This is a genomic window from Pseudonocardia petroleophila, from assembly GCF_014235185.1.
Lineage (GTDB): Bacteria > Actinomycetota > Actinomycetes > Mycobacteriales > Pseudonocardiaceae > Pseudonocardia > Pseudonocardia petroleophila.
Window position 1 is genome coordinate 576,607 of sequence record NZ_CP060131.1, and the last position, 18,586, is coordinate 595,192.

An 18,586-nucleotide genomic window follows, 5' to 3' on the forward strand; every position below is an offset into this window, starting at 1 on the left:
GACAGAAGGAACCGATGAACGCACCTTTCGATCCCGGCGCTGCATACCGCGCGATAGCGGACAACGTGCAGCAGATCGTCCAGGGCAAGCCCGAGGTCGTGCGTCTGGCGATCGTCGCCCTGTTCGCCGAGGGCCACATCCTGCTCGAGGACGTCCCCGGGCTCGGGAAGACAACCCTGGCGCACTGCATCGCCCGCAGCATCGCGGGCGGCTTCAACCGGATCCAGTTCACCCCCGACCTGCTGCCCGGCGACATCACCGGCAGCATGGTCTACCACCAGGCCGACGGCAGGCTCGACTTCCGGCCGGGCGCGGTGTTCACCAACGTGCTGGTGGCAGACGAGATCAACCGAGGCACCCCGAAGACGCAGTCGGCCCTGTTGGAGGTGATGGCGGAGGGCCGGGTGACGGTCGACGCCACCTCCCACCCGGTGCCGCACCCGTTCATCGTGGTCGCCACCCAGAACCCGATCGAGCTGGAGGGCACCTACCGCCTGCCGGAGGCGCAGCTCGACCGTTTCCTGGTCCGGCTGAAGGTCGACTACCCCGACCACGACGCCGAGCTCGCCGTCGTGATGGGCAACGCTGCGGGCCACCACCCCGAGCAGCTCCAGCCGGTGATCGACATCGCGACACTGCAGCAGGTGCTGATGGCCGTGCGGCAGACCTTCGTCGACCCGCAGGTCGCGTCGTATGCAATTCGACTGGCCGCGGCCACCCGCACCCACCCGGCCATCCGGTACGGGGCGAGCCCGCGCGGCAGCATCGGCATCGTCCGGGCCGCCCGAGCGCTCGCCGCCACGCAGAGCCGCGCGTTCGTGACCCCCGACGACGTCAAGGCGGTCGCCCCGGCGGTGCTCACCCACCGCCTCGTCCTCACCCCCGACGCCGAGCTCAACCGCTACACGGGGACGCAGGTGGTGCGAGAGGTACTGGAGACCGTCGCAGCCCCCGGCCTGCTCCCGTCCGGCGCGACCACCATCGGTCCGGGGATGTCACCCGGGATGTCGACGATCTCGCCGCCGCCGCGGTGAGCGGCCCCAGACCTACCCGGCGCGGGATCGGTGCCGCCGCTGCGGCGGTGGCGCTGTGGAGCGCCGGGCTGACGCTCGGGCTTCCGGTCCTGCGTGGCCTGGGCGGGTTCGCGCTCGGCGCGTTCGTGGTTGCCCTGGTGCCGGTGCTGGTGCGGGTGCGGCCGGTCGCCGAGCGCACCGTCGAACCGACCCGCCTCGAGCGCGGCGACCGGGCCACCGCGCGACTGGTGATCCACAACCCTCGCAACCAGCGACAGGCCGCCTTTACCGCGATCGACCGCATTGCCGGGACGATCGTCGAGGTGCCGGTCCCGGCGCTGGCTCCGGGGGCCACGTTCGAGCACGTCTACGAGGTGCCGGCCACCCGCCGTGGCCGGCTGGAGATCGGCCCGCTGTCGATCGACCGGGCGGATCCGCTCGGACTGGCCCGCTCGCGCACCGACCTCGGCGACGTCCGGTCCCTGTGGGTGCATCCGCGGCGCCTACCGGTCGAGGTTGTCGCGAGCGGGCGCCTCCGCCATCACCACGACGGCGTGTCGACCGACCAGCCGATCCGCGGGTCGAACGACGTCCGGTCGTTGCGCGAGTACGTCCCGGGCGACGAGCTGCGCCACGTCCATGCTCGCGCGAGCGCCCGCACCGGGACGTTGTTCGTGCGCGAGCTGGTCGATCCGGTCCAGCCGCATTGCACGCTCGTACTGGACAACCGTCCGGCCGCGTTGACCGCCGACGCGTTCGAGGAGGCTGTCGAGGTCGCCGCGTCGATCGCGTGGTCGGCGGTGCAGCAGGGGCATCGCGTCGTCCTGTGCACGGCGGAGGGCGACCGCTCACCTGCGGCGGAGCGTCCCGATGCGATGCAGCCCCTCCTGGACCGGCTCGCGTCGGTGGAACAGGTGCCCTCCACCGACCCGGTCCGCGCGCTGGAGGCCGTCGCCAGGGGCATCCGCGGCGGATGGCTCGTCGTCATCACCGGCGCCGCGGATCGGAAGGTGCTGGCGCAGCTCGGGGGCATGCGCGGGTTCGACCCGATCACCGTCTTCGACGTGTCCGGGTGGCTCGAGACGGTGTCCGCGCCAGGTGTCACGGTCATCCGCGGCGGCACGGCGCCCGAGGCAGTCGGCCGGTGGGACCGGGTCGCCCGCCGATGAGCAATGCTCGCTGGACCGTGCCCGCCGTGCTCCTCGCCGTCGCCGTGGCCGCGCTGGGATGGGCGCCCACCTTCACGCTGTGGCCCCTGGTGCTGCCCGTACTCGGGACCCTGGTGGCAGTCCTCGTTGCCGATCAGGTGACGGTCGGGCGCCCGGGCGCGGACGCGGTCCGTCCCGCGCTCGCCATCGTCCTCGGCGGTGCGGCGCTGCTGCTGTCGCTAACGTTGCCGACCGGGGCCGCGCCGTCGACTGTGCTCGACGGCATCGTGAACGGCTGGCAGCTCACCCTCGACTCGACGCTCCCGGCCCGTCCTGACGTCGCCGCACTCGCCTTCGTCCCGGCGCTGGTACTGGTCGCCGGCGTGCTCGCGACGGAGTGGACCCGCCACGGCGCCGGACCGTTCGTCGCGCTCCTGCCCGGCCTGGCCGTTCTGGTGCTCGGCCAGTTGTTCCGGACCGCAACGGGTGCCGCGGCCGTCGGGGTCGGGGCGGGCTTCGGGCTCACCGCCATCGCGGTGCTGCTGTCCGACTGGCCGCGAGCCCGCGCCGGTGGGCGGCGCTCGGCGGGGTGGGCCCCGGTGCTCGCCACGGTCATTACCGCGGTGGCGGCAGCCGTGGCCGCCACCGCGGTCGCGCTGCCCGACCGGCCGGCGGTGAGCCTCCAGGACGGACGGTCCACCGGAGGCACCATCCACATCCCCGATCCGCTCGATCAGATCGCGACGCTCCTCGCGGACGGGGAGCGGGTCGCGTTCCGCGTCCGGTCCGATGCCCCGGTCGACCGCTGGCAGGTGGTGGTCCTCGACCGCTTCGACGGCACCAACTGGTCCACCGGGGCGCGGCTCCGACACCTCGGCACGGAGCTTCCCGAGCCCGAGGTCGCCACCGAGCTCACGACGGCCAGGGCCGACATCGCCGCTGTCGACCTTGACGGGCCCTGGCTGCCGTCGCAGTCCCGGCTGCGCCGCGCCGACGACGTCCGCCCGCTCGTCGACGCCGCGACCGGTGTGCTGGCCCGCGGGACCGAGCCGGTCGACCACTACTCGCTGAGCTGGAACGACCTACGGATCGACGCCAAGGACCTCACCACGTCGGCGATCGATCCCGCGCCGACGGGCGCGATCGAGGTCGCCGCGGTGCCCGTCGGCATCGCCGATCTCGCGCGCCAGGCCGTCGGGCAGAACACCGCCCCCACCGTGCAGGCGGCGCTCGTGCTGGAGAAATGGCTTCGCGACGGCTACCAGGTGGCCACCGGGACGGACATCCCCACCGGACATTCCACCGCGCAGCTCCTGCACTTCCTCACCGGGACGAAGCGCGGCACGAGCGAGCAGTTCGCCACCTCCTACGCCCTCATGGCACGCAGCCTGGGGATCCCGGTGCGGGTCGTCGTCGGGTTCCGGGACGACGGCAGCACTATCGTCCACGCCAACGACGTGCTCGCTTGGCCGGAGATCGCCGTCGACGGTGTCGGCTGGGTGCCCCTCGACCCGACCGGCGGGGCCAGCAACAGCTCGGCCGACCGTTCGGGACTCTCGGCCGCCACCCAGGCCGCACGGGAGGAGCTGCCGGACCCGAGCCAGCTGGCCACCCAACAGCCCGGCGGGACGCCGCCCGCCGCGGAGGAGCCGGTCGGGCCGCGCGGTCTCCTCGTCTGGCCCGCGGTCGCGCTCCTGCTCGCCGCGGTCGCGGCGATCCCGGTGGCCAAGCGGGTGCGCCGGGCGCTCCGCCGGCGCGCACCCTCCCGCGAGGCCGTGACGAACGCCTGGCGCGACACCCGCGACAGCATGCGCGACCAGGGGATCCACGTTCCGCCGGGTGCGACCGTGCGCGACACGATCGGCACGGCCGGGACCGGTGCCGACGACCTCGAAGACCTCGCCCGGTGCGTCGACCTGGCCCTGTGGACCGGACGGGACCCGGACCCCTCGGTGGTCGACGGGGCCTGGGCTGCCGCGGGCGCCGTCCGCCGCTCGCTGAGCAGCGGCGGCTTCCGACCCCGGTTCCGGTCGCAGTTCGCGGTCGACGGCCTCCGTGCGGAGCGCGTTCAGCCGGCCGGGCAGCTGGCGTCGCGCACCGGCTGAACGTTGCTCGAGACCAGCTGGCCGCCATCCGTGCCGGAGACGCGGAAGCAGTAGCGCACCCCGGGCTGCACCGCGACCTCCGCGGAGTCGACCCGCCCGGCCAGTACCGTCGAGGGTCGACCGCCCTCCGGGGTGATCTCGACGCCGTAGTCGAGATCGGGCCCGGTCCACGTGAGCCGTACCCGGGCCCCGGAGTCGACGACAGGCTGCAGGACCAGATCGACCGGCGTCACCGCCCCCGGACCGTCGACCTCGGAGGTGGGATCCCACAGGAGATAGCCACCGACGAGAGCCACCGCAGTTGCGCTGGACGCGACGGCCGTGGCCCACGTACGTCGGCGCGGGCGGGCCGGCCCGTCGAGCGGCGCCCGCTCGACGGCCGGGTCCACGACAGGCGGTCCGTACCGCGGGGCATCTCGCGGCACGACCGGTGGTTGCCGCGGCGCGTCGTGGGGAGGCCCGGCCCACCGGTCCTGCGTGGGCGCGAAGGCGCGGGGCGGGACCGCTGCCGGGCGCGGAGCGGGCGGGCGCACCGGGACCGTGGAGCCCGCGGCGACGATGCGGGCCGCAGCCGCCCCGAGGTCGCCCGCCGAGCGGTACCGGTCCTCCGGACGGACCTCCATTGCCCGCAGCAACACGCCGTCGAGTCCCTCGGCCATCCGCCGGTCCGGTACCACCTCGGCGATTGTCGACCCGGGCGCGCCGATCGTCGCCCACCGCCCGAACAGACGCCCCACCAGCGCCATCTGCAGGGTCCTGCCCAGCGAGTAGACATCGCTGGCGACACTGGCCGGATCCCCTGCGAACAGTTCGTGCGCCATGTACGCCGGCGTTCCGACGACCCCGCCCGTGGAGGTGATGTGCACGCTCGACGCCGCCACGGACCGGGTCAGACCGAAGTCCGCGAGATAGGCGACCGCGTCGGTGCCGGTCCCGCCCACCAGGATGTTCGCGGGCTTCACGTCGCGGTGGACCACACCCTCGGCGTGCGCGGCGTCGAGCGCCGCGGCGACCTGGCCGATCAGCCGGACGGCCGCGGCCGGCGCGAGTCGGCCCTGCTCCTCGATGAGCTCCTTCAGGTTCATGCCGTCGATGTACCTGGTGACCAGGTAGAGCAGGCCGTTGTCGTCGCCGGCGCGGTACACGGGCACGGCATGGGGATGGTCGATGCGAGCGGCCATGCGGGCCTCGCGCTTGAACCGCTGCACGAAGTCGCCGTCGGACGCGTGTTCGGCGGCGATGACCTTGATCGCCACCAGGCGGTCCAGCTCCGGGTCGAGCGCCTGGTAGACGGCCCCCATCGCGCCCCGACCCAGCTCCCGCCGAATGGTCATGCCAGCGAGGGTCAAGCCTTCCTTGAGCTCGTGCATCGTCCATTCGGTCGCCGCCAACCGCCCACCCGTTACACCCCAGACGTGATCTGTGCCGCCGACGTGGCGTGCTCGTCAGGTGCGTACCAACGAGTCGTTGCCGTAGAGCGGCCGACACATCGATCATGTCGCTCACCAGCCTGGATGCCCACGACGTTGCAGAAGAGCGCCGCCGGATCCAGAAATCTGGCTGTGGGAGTGGTCAAGCCGGCCCGGTGATGGTGGGCTGGTGATGGTGGCAGCGGGTGCTCCGGCAACCGCCAGCTCAACAAGGCCCTGCACGTCATCGCCCTGTCCCAGCTCAGGCACGACCCCGACGCCCGCGCCTACGCCGACAAGCGCCGAAGCGAGGGCGAGACCGACCGAGCGAGCGATCAAGCGCTGCCTCAAGCGCTAATCGCCCGCCAGCCCTACCGCCAGCTCGAGAACCCGCCCACCTCACCCGCTTGCACCCGCTGGACACACCAAAGGAGCGTCCCCCGGCACCTTCCGTGAAGCGGCCAGTCTTCAGGCCGCCGCTGCGGCAGTGATCGCCGAGCGCAGCGAGCTCGAAGAGACTGGCCGGGCCGGTGTTGCACGGGCGGTCGGGATCAGCACGGTGAAGTACGCCGACTTGTCCAGCGCGCGCGAGCAGGCCCCTACGTCGTCATCCAGGGAGGCGGTCAACACCCACGGCGCACTTGACCGCGGTCAAACACCGCCAGCGATCGACAGCCCGCGCCGCAGTCCCCGGGTGGTCCCCAAAAGATCAATTATGTCGATCACTCGGCCCATCACCAAACGGTACCGAGAACGCTGCGGTGGACACGTCACTGCAGCTCAGAGCCACAAGGACGATGACAACACGTCCCGGACAACTGTCTACGGTGGGTGGAGCTGAGGGGATTCGAACCCCTGACCCCTTGACTGCCAGTCAAGTGCGCTACCAGCTGCGCCACAGCCCCTTGCCCCGACGAAGTTACACGAGGCCCGATCCCCCGCGACAACCGGGTCGGTCTCGCGGGGTCAGCCGAGCGCGTTCTGCAGCCAGCCGGTGTCGCTGATGTCGACGCGGGCCCCGTTCAGCAGGACGGTCGGCGTGCCGAAGGTGCCGTCGGCGTTCTGCAGGGCGGGGTCGGAGGTGGCCGCCTGGGTGACGGACGCGACGGCGTCGGCGTTGGCACCCCCGCTGATGCACGCCCCGAGGTCGGCGCCCAGCTCCGTGCCGAACGCGGTGAGCTGCTCGTCGGTGAGGCCGGAGCTGCGCTCGGCGGGCTGCTCGTCGAACAGCCGGGAGTGGTAGGCCGGGTAGATGCCGGCGGGCACCGCGCACAGGGCGGCGTTGGCGGCGCGGGAGGAGTAGCCGACGGGGTCGGTCAGCCGGTCGAGGATGGCCACGGAGTGGTAGCGGACGGTGATCTGCCCGGCGTTGAGCGCCTCCGTCAGCTCCTGGCCGTAGCGCTCCTCGAAGCGCTCGCAGACCGGGCAGAGGAAGTCCTCGTAGACGTCGACGACGATCGGGCCGTCGCCCGCGGTGACGACGCCGCCCGCCGCGGTGGTCGCGTACGTGGGGACGACGGCGGTGTCGCCGGAGTCGCGGGTGACCAGGACGACCACGCCGACGACCAGCGCCACGACCGCGAGGACGGCCACCGCGATGAACGTGGTGCGCTTTCCGTCACCCGTCTGCTGCTCCCTGCGCGGCGTGATCCCGGCCGCGCGCAGCCGCGCGTTCGCCGCCTCCTGCTTGCGCTTCTTCTCGTTGCGCGAGGCCCCACCCATGACCGCTCCTCAAGAATCGACTGCGAACAGCGTCCGGGGACGCACCACCAACCATGCCGCAAGCACCATGAAGCCCGTGTCGCGCAGCAGCTCCTCGACGTAGGCGGTCTGCCCCGGCTCGACCTGACCGCCACCGCCGAAGCAGCCGCAGTCGATCGAGAGCCCGCGCGCCCACGCCTGCGACACCCCCGCGACGAACACGAGCAGCAGCACCGCCGACACCACCGCGGCCGCGCGCGTGCCGAGCCCGAGCAGCAGCAGCACCGCCAGCGCGATCTCCAGCCACGGCAGGATCCCCGCGACCAGCTCGACGCCGAGCGTCGGCAGCACGTCGTAGGCGCGGACGGCGACGTAGGTCTGGTCGGGGTCGAGCGCCTTGGGGACGCCGGACAGCAGCCACACGGCGGCGAGCCCGAACCGTGCCAGCGTCCCGACGACGTCGAGCACCCGGTCCCGCCTCACGGCCCCAACCTAGCGAGCGGTCAGAACTGCTCGCGGGCCGACTCCTGCTCCAGCACGGCGTCGAGGTCGGACAGCCGGTTCATCCCCGCGACGGCGCGGGCGGTGCGGTGGTTGGCGGCGAGCAGCTCGCGGTGGCGGTGCGTCCAGGCCCAGTAGCCGGCCGTGAACGGGCAGGCGTCGTCACCCAGGCGCTTCTTCGGGTCGAACGCGCAGGTCCCGCAGTGGTCGGACATCCTGTGGATGTAGGCCCCGCCGGAGCTGTACGGCTTGGTCGCGAGCATCCCGCCGTCGGCGTGCTGGCTCATCCCGATCACGTTGGGCGGCATCACCCACTCGAACCCGTCGACGAACGCCTCCCGGAACCAGTCCGAGAGCTCCGCCGGGTCGTAACCGCGCTGCAGGGCGTGGTTGCCGAGCACCATCAGCCGCTGGATGTGGTGGGTCCAGCCGCGGTCGCGGACGCCCTCCAGCGCCGTCGACAGGCACTGCGCCGTCACGGCGTCGGCGTCGAGCGCGGCGAACCACTCCGGCAGCGGCACGCGGGCGCCGAGCTCGTTGCGCCGCTGGTAGGAGCGCCCGAACCTCCAGTACAGCTGCCAGACGTACTCCCGCCACCCCAGCACCTGCCGGACGAACCCCTCCGCGCCCGGCAGCGGCACCGACCCCGCGCGGTACGCCGACTCCGCCGCCCGAACGACGTCGAGCGGGTGCAGCAGGCCCAGGTTGAGCGGCACCGACAGCAGCGAGTGCGCCATCGCCCAGTCGCCGGTCAGCATGGCGTCCTCGGGCGGGCCGAAGTGCGGCAACCGGTGCTCGACGAAGTGCGCGAGCGCCGTCTGCGCCTCGTCGGCGGTCACCGCGAACCAGCGCGGGCCGTCGACGCCGACCGTGGGCAGGTCCAGCGCGTCGAGGTCGCGGCGGACCTCGTCGTCGATCGCGTCCTCGGGCGGCTGCCACGGCGCCGGCACGTCGAGCGTCGCGACGCCCTTGGGCGGCGGCTCCCGGTTCTCCGCGTCGTAGTTCCACTTCCCGCCGACGGGCTCGCTGCCCTCCATCAGCACGTCGAAGCGACGGCGCTGGGCGCGGTAGAAGTCCTCCATCCGGAACGTGGCGCGGTCACCGGCCCAGTCGTCGAAGTCGGTGCGGGACAGGGCGAACGCCGGTGTCGGCAGGATCTCCTCGACCAGCCCCTCGGCGTGCAGGCGGGCGACGAGGTCGGCCGCGGCGAACGACGTCGGCTCGTGCACGACGACCGGGCGCCCGACCCGCTCCAGCGCCTCCCGGTAGGTGTCGGTGCGCAGGTACGTGGCCCGCTCGCCCAGCTCGTCGGCGAGGTGGCGCATGCCGGACAGGACCAGGTGCAGCTTCTGGCGGTGGAACGGGCGGCTGCGCAGCACACGGGCGGACTCGACCAGCACGACCTCGCGGTCGGCGTGCGGTCCGTGGACGTGCGGGCCGAGCTGGTCGGCGAAGAGCCAGAGCGGGGCGGGCATCGCGTCAGTCTCATCCGCGCGCAGCCGGGCCGCGACCGGAGCAGGATGTCCCCATGACGCAGGCTCCCGGCCCCGCCGAGTACGCGGCCCACGACGGCGCCCACCACCACTCCGACGTGAGCGGCGGCTGGCTGCGGGCGGCCGTGTTCGGGGCGATGGACGGCCTCGTCACGAACATCGCGCTGGTCGCGGGCGTCGGCGGCGGCGGGGGCGACCGCTCGCTGATCATCCTCACCGGGATGGCCGGGCTGGTCGCGGGCGCGTTCTCGATGGCGCTGGGCGAGTTCGCCTCCGTCGACACGCAGAACGACGCCGTCCGCCACGAGGTCGACGTCGAGCGGGCCGAGATCCGGCGCCACCCCGAGGTCGAGCAGGCCGAGCTGGCCGACATGTACCAGGAGATGGGGCTGACCCGGCCGACCGCGGAGGCCGTCGCGGCGGAGGTGCACAGCGACCCCGAGCTCGCCGTGCGCGTGCACATCACGCAGGAGCTCGGCGTCGACCCGACCGACAAGCCGTCGCCCTGGACCGCGGCGATCTCGTCGTTCCTCTGCTTCGCCGTCGGCGGGATCGTCCCGCTCGTGCCCTACCTGCTCGGCTCGTCCTCGCTGCTGCTCGGGTTGTCCGTCGGAGCGGTCGGCCTGGTCGCCGCCGGCGCGCTGACGGCGCGGTTCACCACCCGGCCGTGGTGGCTCGCGGGGCTGCGCCAGCTGATGTTCGGCGCGATCGCGGCGGGGGCGACGTTCGTCGTCGGGTCGCTGATCGGCACGGGCGTCGTCGGGTAGCCGCGCACCAGCGTCTCCGGGGCGCGCAGCCAGAACACCCAGCCGACGGCCAGCACCCCGCCGGTGATCGCGAACGCCGGCCCGTACCCGACGAGTTCGGCGAGCCCGCCCGCGAGCACCGGCCCGAGGATCGCCCCGAGGTCCGAGGCCATCTGGAACCCCGCGAGCACGGTGCCGCCGCGCCCGCCCGTCCCGATGACGTCGCCGACCGCGGCCTGCAGCGGCGGGTTCACCATCCCGCTGCCCAGCCCCGCCACCAGGCTGACGGCCAGGAACGCGATCGGGTCGGTGACGAACCCGAGCACGCCCGTGCCGACCGCGGCGACGGCCAGCCCGAGCAGCATCGGCGGGCGGCGCCCGAAGCGGTCGGCGAACCGCCCGGAGACGACGAGCGTGGCCGCGTTGCCCGCCGCGAACACCGCGAGCGCGATGCCCGACCACGACTCCGGCAGCCGCAGCGCCTCGACGACCAGCAGCGGCACCAGCGCCACCCGCGCCCCGAACACCGCCCACCCGACGCCGAAGTTCGCCACCAGCGCGGCGCGGTAGGCCCGGTGCTCCAGCGCGCCGCGGAAGCTGACCTCCACGACCGGGGCGGCCCCGGGGACGGGCGCCGCCACGTCGGTCCGCCCGCGCAGGAGCACCGCGCTGATCACGACGACGAGGACGAGGACGACCGCGTAGACCAGGAACGGGGCGCGCAGGCTGATCGCGACGAGCCCGCCGCCGGCCAGCGGTCCGACGATGTTGCCGAGCAGGAACCCGGTGGCCCACATGCCCGACGCCCGCCCGCGGATCTCCGGCGGGGACAGGCGGATGAGCAGCGACACCGCGGAGATCGTGAACATCGTCGACCCGATGCCGCCGAAGGCCCGCAGCGCCAGGAGGTGCCAGTACTCCCCCGCGAACGCCATCGCGGCCGTCGACACCGCGACGATCAGCAGGCCCGCGTTGAACACGCGCAGCTCGCCGAGCCTGCTGACCAGCCAGCCGCTCGACGGGGCGAACACCAGGCGGGCCAGGGCGAAGACGCTGATCACCAGCCCGGCGGCGGTGATCCCGACGTCGAAGCTGCGGACGAAGACCGGCAGCGTCGGCGCGACCAGGCCGAAGCCGATGGCGATCATGAACGAGGCGCCGACCAGCACCCAGATCTCGCGGGGCAGGCGCACGGGAGCCCGCGGGGCGTCGGCCTCGACCACCCGCCACCCCTTCCGGTTCGTGCCATTGCTACCGATCCCCGACACTACGCCGCGCTCGCCCGCACACCGCATCCCCGCGGCGTCTGACACTGTTGAGCCGACAGCACACCGGCCCCGAGGAGGTCCGCAGTGACCGCAGAGCCCGCCGTCGACGGCGGACTGGGGGCGAGCAGCCTCGTCGAGCTCGCCGTGCGCCGGCTGCGCAGCGAGATCCTCAGCGGTGCGCTGCAGCCCGGCGAGCGCCTGGTCGAGGAGCAGCTGACCAGGCGGTTCGGCACGAGCCGGGCGCCGCTGCGCGAAGCGCTCCGCCTGCTCGGGCAGCAGGGGCTCGTCGAGCACCTCCCCCGCCGCGGGGTGCGCGTGACCGAGCTGTCGGCCCGCGACATCGACGAGCTGTTCAGCCTGCGCGACGCCCTGGAGCGCTTCGCCGTCGAGTGCGCGCTGGGCCGCGGCGCCCGCCTGTCCACCGCCGCCCTGCGCGCCGCCACCGAGCAGATGGAGCGGGCCGCGGCCGGGGGCGACGCCGCGGAGCAGGCGGCCGGGCACCGCGCGTTCCACCTCGCGCTCGTCGGGCTCGCCGACCACCACCAGCTCGTGCGCAGCTACGAGCCGGTCCTCACCCAGCTCCAGCTCTACATGGCCACCAACATGCGCCGCGAGGCCGAGGCCGCGTCCCCGCGCGAGGGGGCGCAGCGCCACCGCAGGCTCTGCGACGCCGTCGACTCCGGCGACCTCGACGCGGTCCTCGCCGAGCTGGCCCACCACGGCGCCCGCACGTACCTGGCCCCCGAACTGGACGCCTGAGCGACCGGCGTCACACGGGCTTAACCGCGCAGACCTGCCGTCGACACCGAACGGTCGACAATCGACAGAACGCAGATCGCGACGGTCCCGCTCGGGGTGCGCTCCCTGGGCGCCGCCTACCGCAGCGGCGCGCTCACCCCCCACGACGTCGTCGATGCCGTGCTGGCCCGGATCGCCGAGCGCGGTGACGACGCCGTCTGGATCTCCCGGTTCACCCGCGCCGAGCTGCACGAGCAGGTCGCGACGCTCCCGGCCGGCCCGCTGCACGGGATCCCGTTCGCCGTCAAGGACAACATCGACGTCGCCGGCCTCCCGACGACGGCCGCGTGCCCCGCCTTCGCCCGCTCCCCCGCCGTCGACGCCACCGCGGTGCGGCTGCTGCGCGAGGCGGGCGCGATCGTCGTCGGCAAGACCAACCTCGACCAGTTCGCCACGGGCCTCAACGGGACCCGCTCCCCCTACGGCGCGTGCGAGTCGGTGTTCGGCGGCGACCTGATCTCCGGCGGGTCCAGCTCGGGCAGCGCCGTCGCGGTGGCGGCGGGCGAGGTCGCCTTCTCCCTGGGCACCGACACCGCGGGCTCGGGGAGGGTCCCGGCCGCGCTCAACGGGATCGTCGGGCTCAAGCCGACCCGCGGCCTGGTCAGCACGGCCGGGGTGCTGCCCGCGTGCCGCTCCCTGGACTGCGTCAGCGTGTTCGCCCACGACCCGTCCGACGCGGCGGACGTGCTGTCGATCGTCGCCCACCCGGACCCGTCCGACGCCTGGTCACGACCTGTGCGCGGAAACGCTCGCCCTGACCCCCTCTTCCGCGCACGACTGCTCCTGCCCGACGAGCTGGACTTCGAGGGCGACACCGCGATGGCGGCCGCCTTCGACGCCGTCGCCGCACGCGCGGACGCCGTCGGCACCGCCCCCGTCGCGCCGCTGCGCGAGGCGGGCGACCTCCTCTACACCGGCCCGTGGGTCGCCGAGCGCCTCGCCGGGCTGGAGGCGTTCCTCACCGAGCACCCCGACGACGTGCTCCCCGTGATCCGCGCCGTCGTCGAGCAGGGCGCCGGCTTCACCGCCGTCGACGCCTTCCGCGGGCGGCACCGCCTGCAGGAGCTCCGCGCCGGGACCGCCCGGCTGTGGGACCGCGCCGACGCCCTGCTCCTGCCCACCGTCCCGACGACGTTCACGCGCGCGCAGATCGCCGAGCAGCCGGTGGCCCGCAACCTCGTCCTCGGCCGGTACACGCAGTTCGCCAACCTGCTCGACCTCGCCGCCGTCGCGGTCCCGGCGGGGTTCACCGCCGACGGCCGCCCCGTCGGCGTCACCCTGCTCGGCCCCGCCTTCTCCGAGGACCGCCTGCTCTCCGCCGCGCACCAGTTGATCACCAGGGAGGCCGCATGACCGCGACAGTGCAGACCAGGGCCCGGATCGGGCCCGTCGCCGCCGACCCCTACCCGTGGCCCTACGACGGATCGGTCGACGCCGCGCGCACCGCGCTGATCTGCATCGACTGGCAGGTCGACTTCTGCGGGCCCGGCGGCTACGTCGACCGCATGGGCTACGACATCGGGCTCACCCGGGCCGGCCTCCCGGCCACCGCGCGGATGCTCGAGCACGCCCGCTCCACCGGGATGCTGGTGGTCCACACCCGCGAGGGCCACGCCCCGGACCTGTCCGACCTGCCCGCCAACAAGCGCTGGCGCTCCGCCCGGATCGGCGCCGAGATCGGGAGCGTCGGCCCGACCGGTCGGATCCTCGTCCGCGGGGAACCGGGCTGGGAGATCGTGCCGGAGGTCGCCCCGATCCCCGGCGAGGTGCTGCTCGACAAGCCGGGCAAGGGCGCCTTCTACGCCACCAACCTCGACCTCGTCCTGCGCACGAACCGGATCACGCACCTCGTCCTGACCGGCATCACCACGGACGTCTGCGTGCACACGACCATGCGCGAGGCGAACGACCGCGGCTACGAGTGCCTGGTCCTGAGCGACTGCACCGGCGCCACCGACCCGTCCAACCACGACGCCGCGCTGCACATGGTGACCATGCAGGGCGGGGTCTTCGGCGCGGTCGCGACGTCGACCGCCGTCATCGCGGGGACCACCACGTGAGAAGCCTGCCCGCCGACCCCTACCCCTTCGCGTTCGACCCCGCCACGACCGCCCTGGTGATCATCGACATGCAGCGGGACTTCGTGGAGCCCGGCGGCTTCGGCGAGACCCTCGGCAACGACGTGTCCTGGCTGCAGGCCGTCGTCCCGCCGCTGCAGCGGGTGCTCGCCACCGCCCGCGAGGTCGGCCTGACCGTGATCCACACGCGCGAGGGCCACGTCCCCGACCTGTCCGACTGCCCGCCCGCCAAGCTCAACCGCGGCGAGCCGTCGCTGCGGATCGGGGCGCCGGGGCCCCAGGGCCGCATCCTGGTCCGCGGCGAGTACGGCCACGACATCATCGACGAGCTGACGCCGCTGCCCGGCGAGCTCGTCATCGACAAGCCGGGCAAGGGGCTCGTTCCACGGCACCTCGCTCGGCGCCGAGCTCGCCGAGCTGGGCGTGACCAGCCTCGTCGTCACCGGCGTCACCACCGAGGTGTGCGTGCACACCACCGTCCGCGAGGCCAACGACCGCGGCTACGAGTGCCTGGTGCTCTCGGACTGCGTCGGGTCCTACTTCCCCGAGTTCCAGCGCGTCGGCCTGCAGATGATCTCCGCCCAGGGCGGGATCTTCGGCTGGGTCGCCCCGTCGGAGTCGTTCCTGCACGCCCTCACCCTCCAGGAGATCCCGTCATGACGACCACCGAGACCGAACCGATGAAGCTGTCGTGGTGGGTCGCGGGCGACACCAACGCGTTCTTCGGCCTGGGCTTCAACACCCTGGTCAACGTGCTGGTGCTCTCCGGGCTCTGCCTCGGCGTCGTCAACATCCCCGGCGCGGACGTGTTCGGGGTGATCCTCCCCGCGCTCGGCGTGCAGCTGCTGATCGGCAACGTCTACTACACCTACCTGGCGCGCCGGCTCGCCCGCCGCGAGAACCGCACCGACGTCTGCGCGATGCCCTACGGCCCGTCGGTGCCGCACATGTTCATCGTCGTCTTCGTGATCATGCTGCCGATCTACCTGGCGACGGGCGACCCGATCGTCGCCTGGACCTCCGGGCTCGCGTGGTCGTTCATCATCGGCATCATCGTGCTGATGGGCGCCTTCGTCGGGCCGTTCATCCGGAAGTACACGCCGCAGGCCGCGATGCTCGGCACGCTCGCAGGCATCTCGATCGCGTTCATCTCGATGCGCCCGGCCGCCCAGATGTGGGAGGCGCTGTGGATCGCGTTCCCGGTCATGGTGATCATCCTGATCGGGTTCTTCACCGACCTGAAGCTGCCCGGCAACATCCCCGTCGGCCTCGCCGCGCTGCTCGTCGGCTCGGCCATCGGCTGGATCGGCGGGTACATGTCGGTGCCGGACGTGGTGGCCGCGGCGGGTGACGTCGCGCTGTCGCTGTCGACCTTCGACATCCCGCGCCTGGTCGAGGGCCTGGCCAACGTCGCCCCGCTGCTCGCCACGGCCATCCCGCTGGGCATCTACAACTTCACCGAGGGCATGGCCAACGTCGAGAGCGCCGCGGCGGCGGGCGACGAGTACAACCTGCGCGCGATCCTCGGTGCCGACGGCGCCGGCGCCATCGTCGGCGCCGCCATGGGCTGCCCGTTCCCGCCCGCCGTCTACATCGGCCACCCCGGCTGGAAGGCCGCGGGCGGCCGCACCAGCTACTCGCTCGCGTCCGGCGTGTTCATCGCGCTGATGTGCTTCCTCGGCATGTTCTCGCTGCTCGGAGCCCTGCTGCCGCTGCCGGCGATCGTCCCGATCCTGCTCTACATCGGGCTGCTGATCGGTGCGCAGGCGTTCCAGGAGGTCCCCAAGCGGCACGCGATCGCGGTGGTCTTCGCGATCATCCCGAACATCGCCTCCTGGGCGGGCGGGCTGATGACCAACGCCGTCGGCGCGGCCGGCAGCACCCCCGCCGAGGTGGGCGAGGAGGCCTTCACCAACGCCGGGCTCGTCTACCACGGCACCCTGCTGCTCGGCGGCGGCGCGATCCTGGCGGGGATGGTGCTCGGCTCGATCGTCGTGTTCATCATCGACAAGAAGTTCGTGCCGGCCGCGATCCACTGCTTCATCGGCGCCGCGCTCGGCTTCATCGGCCTGATCCACGCCGAGCAGGTGGGGTGGAACGTCGGCGGGCAGATCGCGCTCGGCTACCTGTTCGCCGGGATCATCCTGCTGGCCTTCGGTCTGTTCACGACGAACACCCCGGAGGCGGCGACGGACACCGCGGACGTGCCCGCACAGCGCACGGAGGAGGAACCGGCGACGGCGATGGCGCCGATGGACACGACCCGCCCGGCGACCGCGTGACCCGCACGGGACCGCAGTGGGGTGGCTCCACGGCAACCGGGTCGGAGCAGAGCCACCCCACGGCAACCGAGGTCGACGTCCGCGCCGCCTTCGAGCGCTACGAACGCGCCCTGCTCGACGGGGACGTCGCCACCCTGACCGAGCTGTTCTGGGACGACCCCCGGTGCCGCCGCTTCGGCGTCGCCGACCGCCAGGACGGGGCCGCGGCGATCGCGGCCTGGCGCCGCGCGCACCCGACCGTCCCGCCCGGACGACGGCTCCGCGAGACCGCGGTGCTGGCGCTCGGGGAGGACACGGCCGTCGTCACCACCCTGTTCGACCACCCCGGCAGCGGGACCGAGGGCCGCCAGAGCCAGACCTGGTTCCGGTTCCCGCAGGGGTGGCGGATCGTCGCGGCCCACGTCTCCGAGGTGCCCCTCGCATGACGAGCCGCGCACGGCGCGGCGAGCAGGACGGCCCCGTCCTGCTCGCCGTGGTGGCGGCCCACCGCACCGGCCAGCCGCTGCATCCCGAGCTCGTCGCCCTCGGGGCGCGGTTCGAGCGGCACGCCTCCACCGCACCCCTGTACCGGCTGGTCACGCTGCCCGGGCCGGGCGTGCCGCGGGGCGGCCTCGTCGCCGTCGACGACGGGGGTGCCGCCGTCGAGGTGGAGCTGCACCGGATCCCCGTCGAGGCGATCGGCCGGCTCGTCTGCGCCCTGCCCGACCCGCTGGGGATCGGCCCGGTCGAGCTCGCCGACGGGGTCGCGCTCGGGATCGTCTGCGTGCGCAGGCCGCCCGGCGCGCGCGACATCAGCAGCTACGGCAGCTGGCCCGCCTACCTCAGGTCGGTGACCGTGTAGGTGTGCCCGGCCGTGACCAGCCGCTCCACCAGCGCCGACCCCATCGCCGCGGCGGGGGTGAGCGATCCCGCGCGGTCGGGCAGGTCGTCGAGCGCGAGGCACAGCCCGCTCTCCCCGAGCATGACGGCGGTGGCCGCGTACCCGGGATCACCCGTCCCCGCGACCTTCGCCCGGTAGCGCCGGCCGCTCTCCGTCGTCGCCTCGATGTCCATGCGGAACCACCCCGCCGCCCGCGCCTGCTCGCTCGGGCCCTCCCCCGGCTTCGGCAGGACGCGGTCGAGCACGGCCCGGGTGGGGGCCGTCGAGAACCCGGCGAGCAGCCCGGCGAGCCCGGCGGTGACGGCCGCCGCGGCCACCGCCCCGGCCGGGCCGGTGCCCAGGCCCATCGACTCGCCGTAGCGCAGGGAGCGGCCGTAGGCGAAGTCGAGCAGCGCGTTGCTGCGCCGCACGACCCGCGTGTTGTACGACGCCATGACGAACGGCGCGGTCCACGTCCCGCGCTCGCCCCGCCGTCCGGGCAGCGGCGCGTCGGAGGGCTGGCGGGGCACCGGCTCGGCCGCGCGCTCGGGGCTCAGCGAGTGCAGGTCGCCGACGACGAGCCGCCGCGACGGGTCGGCCGCGACCGCCTCGACCTGCGCGCGCAGCGAGTCGATCGTGCCGCCGCTGAAGCCGCCCTTCGCGCTCGCGACCAGGTCGACGTCGACGAGCCCGCCCGCCCCGTCGGCCGCGGCGCGCTCGTGCAGGACGAACACGCCGAGGTCGGACGGGATCGAGTCGTAGCCGCAGGAGTGCACGATCTTCGCGCCGGTGTCGCGGGCGACCTTGTCGACGGCGTCGATCGCGTCGCGGTGGAACAGCACCTCGCCGGTGAGGTCGGCGTAGTGCGTGCCCGCCCGCGCACAGGCCTCGACGACCGGCAGCCCGTAGCGGGCGTAGGGCCCGACGGTCGTGACGAGCACCCGGGTGGACCCGACGAGCGCCGCCAGCGCCTCGGCGTCGGAGGAGTCGGCGACCAGCAGCGGCCAGTCGCGCGCCGCCGCGGGCAGCCGCCCGCGGACCGCCTCCAGCTTCGCCCGCGACCGCCCGGCCAGCCCGATCCGGACGCCCGACGGCGCGTGCTCCGCGAGGTACGCGGCGGTCAGCTCCCCGACGTAGCCGGTGGCGCCGTAGACGACGAGATCATGCGCGCGGTCCATGCGCCCA

Annotated in this window: 16 protein-coding genes, 1 tRNA gene and 2 pseudogenes; 12 read left to right on the top strand and 7 right to left on the bottom strand. The window is 73.6% G+C overall.

Annotated elements, in window-relative coordinates; all coding sequences use genetic code 11:
* The first annotated feature begins 14 nt into the window (after positions 1 to 14).
* From H6H00_RS02810 to H6H00_RS02820, 3 genes are read left to right on the top strand one after another with little or no spacing between them, the layout of a single operon-like run.
* Positions 15 to 1,034 (top strand): AAA family ATPase, encoded by a 1,020-nt coding sequence (locus tag H6H00_RS02810; RefSeq protein WP_185719822.1) that lies wholly within the window; start codon positions 15 to 17, stop codon positions 1,032 to 1,034.
* A gap of 47 nt (positions 1,035 to 1,081) precedes the next feature.
* Positions 1,082 to 2,182: a DUF58 domain-containing protein gene (locus H6H00_RS02815; protein WP_185719823.1), complete on the top strand. Its 1,101-nt coding sequence runs from the start codon at positions 1,082 to 1,084 to the stop codon at positions 2,180 to 2,182.
* On the top strand, positions 2,179 to 4,266 hold the full coding sequence (locus H6H00_RS02820) for a transglutaminase domain-containing protein (RefSeq protein WP_185719824.1): 2,088 nt from the start codon (positions 2,179 to 2,181) through the stop codon (positions 4,264 to 4,266). The genes H6H00_RS02815 and H6H00_RS02820 overlap by 4 nt, the downstream gene beginning before the upstream one ends.
* On the opposite strand, the gene H6H00_RS02825 is transcribed toward H6H00_RS02820, so the two are convergent.
* The 5 genes from H6H00_RS02825 to H6H00_RS02845 all read right to left on the bottom strand — a co-directional run bounded on the left by H6H00_RS02825 (position 4,230) and on the right by H6H00_RS02845 (position 9,352).
* Positions 4,230 to 5,600 carry a serine/threonine-protein kinase gene (locus H6H00_RS02825; protein ID WP_185719825.1) on the bottom strand — a complete coding sequence of 457 codons (1,371 nt, stop codon included), beginning with the start codon at positions 5,598 to 5,600 and terminating at the stop codon, positions 4,230 to 4,232. The genes H6H00_RS02820 and H6H00_RS02825 overlap by 37 nt on opposite strands.
* Positions 5,601 to 6,507: 907 nt before the next feature.
* A tRNA-Ala gene (locus H6H00_RS02830) sits at positions 6,508 to 6,580 on the bottom strand.
* A gap of 61 nt (positions 6,581 to 6,641) precedes the next feature.
* Positions 6,642 to 7,397: a DsbA family protein gene (locus H6H00_RS02835; protein WP_185719826.1), complete on the bottom strand. Its 756-nt coding sequence runs from the start codon at positions 7,395 to 7,397 to the stop codon at positions 6,642 to 6,644.
* 9 nt (positions 7,398 to 7,406) lie between these two features.
* Complete coding sequence (locus H6H00_RS02840; protein ID WP_185719827.1) at positions 7,407 to 7,859, bottom strand: MauE/DoxX family redox-associated membrane protein; 453 nt, start codon at positions 7,857 to 7,859, stop codon at positions 7,407 to 7,409.
* A 20-nt stretch (positions 7,860 to 7,879) separates the two neighbouring features.
* Entirely contained in the window at positions 7,880 to 9,352 is a 1,473-nt protein-coding gene (locus H6H00_RS02845) for a cryptochrome/photolyase family protein (RefSeq protein ID WP_185719828.1), read from the bottom strand.
* A gap of 155 nt (positions 9,353 to 9,507) precedes the next feature.
* On the opposite strand from H6H00_RS02845, the pseudogene H6H00_RS02850 reads away from it, so the two are divergent.
* Positions 9,508 to 10,047: pseudogene (locus tag H6H00_RS02850) on the top strand (VIT1/CCC1 transporter family protein); the annotation flags it as partial.
* On the opposite strand, the gene H6H00_RS02855 reads toward H6H00_RS02850, so the two are convergent.
* On the bottom strand, positions 9,939 to 11,339 hold the full coding sequence (locus tag H6H00_RS02855) for an MFS transporter (protein WP_344735023.1): 1,401 nt from the start codon (positions 11,337 to 11,339) through the stop codon (positions 9,939 to 9,941). The pseudogene H6H00_RS02850 and the gene H6H00_RS02855 sit on opposite strands and share 109 nt — an antisense overlap.
* Positions 11,340 to 11,468: 129 nt before the next feature.
* On the opposite strand from H6H00_RS02855, the gene H6H00_RS02860 reads away from it, so the two are divergent.
* The 8 genes and pseudogenes from H6H00_RS02860 (at position 11,469) to H6H00_RS02890 (ending at position 17,383) form a co-directional block, all read left to right on the top strand.
* Positions 11,469 to 12,143: a GntR family transcriptional regulator gene (locus tag H6H00_RS02860; protein ID WP_185719830.1), complete on the top strand. Its 675-nt coding sequence runs from the start codon at positions 11,469 to 11,471 to the stop codon at positions 12,141 to 12,143.
* Between the two features lie 96 nt (positions 12,144 to 12,239).
* Entirely contained in the window at positions 12,240 to 13,535 is a 1,296-nt protein-coding gene (gene atzF / locus H6H00_RS02865) for an allophanate hydrolase (protein ID WP_255425544.1), read from the top strand.
* The gene (biuH, locus tag H6H00_RS02870) at positions 13,532 to 14,242 is read left to right on the top strand and encodes a biuret amidohydrolase (protein WP_185719831.1); all 711 of its coding nucleotides are present in this window, start codon (positions 13,532 to 13,534) and stop codon (positions 14,240 to 14,242) included. Before atzF ends, biuH begins: the two co-directional genes overlap by 4 nt.
* Before the next feature lie 68 nt (positions 14,243 to 14,310).
* Positions 14,311 to 14,571 (top strand): annotated as a pseudogene (locus tag H6H00_RS32755) (cysteine hydrolase family protein); the annotation flags it as partial.
* Between the two features lie 112 nt (positions 14,572 to 14,683).
* Positions 14,684 to 14,920, top strand: coding sequence for a cysteine hydrolase family protein (locus tag H6H00_RS32760; RefSeq protein WP_344736844.1), 237 nt, complete (start codon positions 14,684 to 14,686; stop codon positions 14,918 to 14,920).
* Positions 14,917 to 16,542 (top strand): regulator, encoded by a 1,626-nt coding sequence (locus H6H00_RS02880; protein WP_185719832.1) that lies wholly within the window; start codon positions 14,917 to 14,919, stop codon positions 16,540 to 16,542. Before H6H00_RS32760 ends, H6H00_RS02880 begins: the two co-directional genes overlap by 4 nt.
* Complete coding sequence (locus H6H00_RS02885) at positions 16,539 to 16,967, top strand: AtzH-like domain-containing protein (RefSeq protein ID WP_185719833.1); 429 nt, start codon at positions 16,539 to 16,541, stop codon at positions 16,965 to 16,967. Before H6H00_RS02880 ends, H6H00_RS02885 begins: the two co-directional genes overlap by 4 nt.
* Complete coding sequence (locus H6H00_RS02890; protein ID WP_185719834.1) at positions 16,964 to 17,383, top strand: allophanate hydrolase-related protein; 420 nt, start codon at positions 16,964 to 16,966, stop codon at positions 17,381 to 17,383. The genes H6H00_RS02885 and H6H00_RS02890 overlap by 4 nt, the downstream gene beginning before the upstream one ends.
* Here H6H00_RS02890 and H6H00_RS02895 read toward each other — a convergent pair.
* Positions 17,359 to 18,579 carry a saccharopine dehydrogenase family protein gene (locus H6H00_RS02895; RefSeq protein ID WP_185722113.1) on the bottom strand — a complete coding sequence of 407 codons (1,221 nt, stop codon included), beginning with the start codon at positions 18,577 to 18,579 and terminating at the stop codon, positions 17,359 to 17,361. The two genes, H6H00_RS02890 and H6H00_RS02895, sit on opposite strands and share 25 nt — an antisense overlap.
* Between the last annotated feature and the right edge of the window lie 7 nt (positions 18,580 to 18,586).

Coding starts and splice junctions, on each gene's coding strand:
- H6H00_RS02810 (WP_185719822.1), top strand. CDS start 15: ATGAACGCACCTTTCGATCCCGGCGCTGCATACCGCGCGATAGCGGAC.
- H6H00_RS02820 (WP_185719824.1), top strand. CDS start 2,179: ATGAGCAATGCTCGCTGGACCGTGCCCGCCGTGCTCCTCGCCGTCGCC.
- H6H00_RS02825 (WP_185719825.1), bottom strand. CDS start 5,600: ATGACCATTCGGCGGGAGCTGGGTCGGGGCGCGATGGGGGCCGTCTAC.
- H6H00_RS02835 (WP_185719826.1), bottom strand. CDS start 7,397: ATGGGTGGGGCCTCGCGCAACGAGAAGAAGCGCAAGCAGGAGGCGGCG.
- H6H00_RS02845 (WP_185719828.1), bottom strand. CDS start 9,352: ATGCCCGCCCCGCTCTGGCTCTTCGCCGACCAGCTCGGCCCGCACGTC.
- biuH (WP_185719831.1), top strand. CDS start 13,532: ATGACCGCGACAGTGCAGACCAGGGCCCGGATCGGGCCCGTCGCCGCC.
- H6H00_RS02880 (WP_185719832.1), top strand. CDS start 14,917: ATGACGACCACCGAGACCGAACCGATGAAGCTGTCGTGGTGGGTCGCG.
- H6H00_RS02890 (WP_185719834.1), top strand. CDS start 16,964: ATGACGAGCCGCGCACGGCGCGGCGAGCAGGACGGCCCCGTCCTGCTC.
- H6H00_RS02895 (WP_185722113.1), bottom strand. CDS start 18,579: ATGGACCGCGCGCATGATCTCGTCGTCTACGGCGCCACCGGCTACGTC.